The sequence below is a fragment of the Streptomyces sp. genome (genome assembly GCF_031178505.1).
Lineage (GTDB): Bacteria > Actinomycetota > Actinomycetes > Streptomycetales > Streptomycetaceae > Streptomyces > Streptomyces gulbargensis.
Genome location: NZ_JAPSIW010001007.1, coordinates 1 through 1,887, shown reverse-complemented (window position 1 = coordinate 1,887; position 1,887 = coordinate 1). Strand labels below are relative to the sequence as shown.

Annotated in this window: 2 protein-coding genes; both read right to left on the bottom strand. The window is 71.4% G+C overall.

Annotated elements, in window-relative coordinates:
* Positions 1 to 1,131, bottom strand: a 1,131-nt coding sequence (gene metG / locus RIF68_RS35625; RefSeq protein ID WP_309055754.1) for a methionine--tRNA ligase, incomplete at its 3' end; no start/stop codon positions are given.
* A gap of 227 nt (positions 1,132 to 1,358) precedes the next feature.
* The gene (locus RIF68_RS35620) at positions 1,359 to 1,715 is read right to left on the bottom strand and encodes a GntR family transcriptional regulator (protein ID WP_309055375.1); all 357 of its coding nucleotides are present in this window, start codon (positions 1,713 to 1,715) and stop codon (positions 1,359 to 1,361) included.
* Positions 1,716 to 1,887: the final 172 nt, after the last annotated feature.

The following is a 1,887-nucleotide window of genomic DNA, read 5'->3' as shown; positions in this document are numbered from 1 at the left end:
CTCGGGCGCGTTGGCGACGAGGAAGTAGCGCCAGTAGTCGGCGGGCAGCAGGGAGAGGGCGGTGTCGGTGAAGACGCCGCGCTTCTGGGAGGTGGAGAACTTGCCGCCGTAGTACGTGAGCCAGTTGAAGCCCTTGACCAGGTCGACCTTCTTCCACGGCTCGCGCACGCCGAGCTCGGTGGCGGGGAACATCACCGTGTGGAACGGGACGTTGTCCTTGGCCATGAACTGGGTGTAGCGGACGGTGTCGTCGGCCTCGTACCACCACGACTTCCAGTCGCGGGTCTCGCCGTCGGGGGCGGCGTCGGCCCACTCCTTGGTGGCGGCGATGTACTCGATGGGCGCGTCGAACCAGACGTAGAAGACCTTGCCCTCGGTGGCGAGCTCCGGCCAGGTGTCGGCCGGCACCGGCACGCCCCAGTCCAGGTCACGCGTGATGGCGCGGTCGTTCAGGCCCTCGGTCAGCCACTTGCGCGCGATGGAGGTGGACAGGTGCGGCCACTCGGGGCTGACGCGGTCGATCCACGCCTCGACCTCGTGCTGGAGCTTCGACTGCAGGAGGAAGAGGTGCTTGGTCTCGCGGACCTCCAGCTCCGTGGAGCCGCTGATCGCCGAACGGGGCTCGATCAGGTCGGTGGGGTCGAGGACGCGGGTGCAGTTCTCGCACTGGTCGCCGCGGGCCTTGTCGTAACCGCAGTGGGGGCAGGTGCCCTCCACGTACCGGTCGGGCAGGAAGCGGCCGTCGACGGGCGAGTAGACCTGGCGGATCGCCCGCTCCTCGATGAAGCCGTTCTCGTACAGCTTCCGCGCGAAGTGCTGCGTGATCTCGGCGTTCTGCGGCGAGGAGCTGCGGCCGAAGTAGTCGAAGGCCAGCTCGAAGCCGTCGTACACGGCCTTCTGCGCGTCGTGGGCGCGGGCGCAGAACTCGTCGACGGGCAGACCCTGCTCCTTGGCGGCCAGCTCGGCGGGGGTGCCGTGCTCGTCGGTGGCGCAGATGTACAGGACGTCGTGACCGCGCTGGCGGAGGTACCGGGAGTACACGTCCGCCGGGAGCATCGACCCGACCATGTTGCCCAGGTGCTTGATCCCGTTGATATAGGGAAGTGCGCTGGTGACAAGGTGTCGAGCCATCCTGGGATGCTCCATTCCAGTGGGGTGCGATGCCGTGGTCGTTCCGACAGCAGGCTCAAATTCTATGGGTACGGGGGCGGGGGCCGTCGTGCGGTCGCCGGCGGGGCGGGGCGGTTCGCCCGGGTGGGAGGCCGCCCGCGGTGCGTTTCGAGGGATGCGCCGAGGACGCCACGGGAGCCGGGGCGGCGACGGGTCGACCGTTCGGCACAATCCGCCAGGCGGGCGGGTCACGCCAGTGAGGTCCGGGCCAGTTCGAGGAACTCCGCCTCGCTGAGGCCCAGTTCGCGGGCCTCGGCCGCCGCCTCGCGGAGGCGGCCGAGCAGGCGGGCGCGGTCGGGGGCGGAGGCGCCGGGGACGATGACGGCGCCGCGGCCCCGGCGGAGTTCGATCAGGCCCTCCTCCCGCAGCCGCTGGTAGCCGCGCAGGACGGTGTGGACGTTGACGCCGAGGGAGTCGGCGAGGTCCCGGGCGGCCGGGAGGCGCTCGCCGGGCGCCGCGGAGCCGTCGGCGAGCGCTCCGCGGACGCAGGCGGCGATCTGGTCGCCGAGGGGGACGGAGGAGGCTGGATCGACCCGGAAAAGCACCGTCAGACCTTCCCATGCCGTGCGGCGAGCGTGTTGAGCAGGGCAGCGGCGGTCCGCGCGTCGGGCACGGTGACCGCGAACTCGCGACCGCCCGCGCGCCGGACCACCAGGGCCTCGCCGGAGCGCAGCACCAGAGCGGTGCGGTGGGCGCGGACCCGGTAGCCCCAGCCGC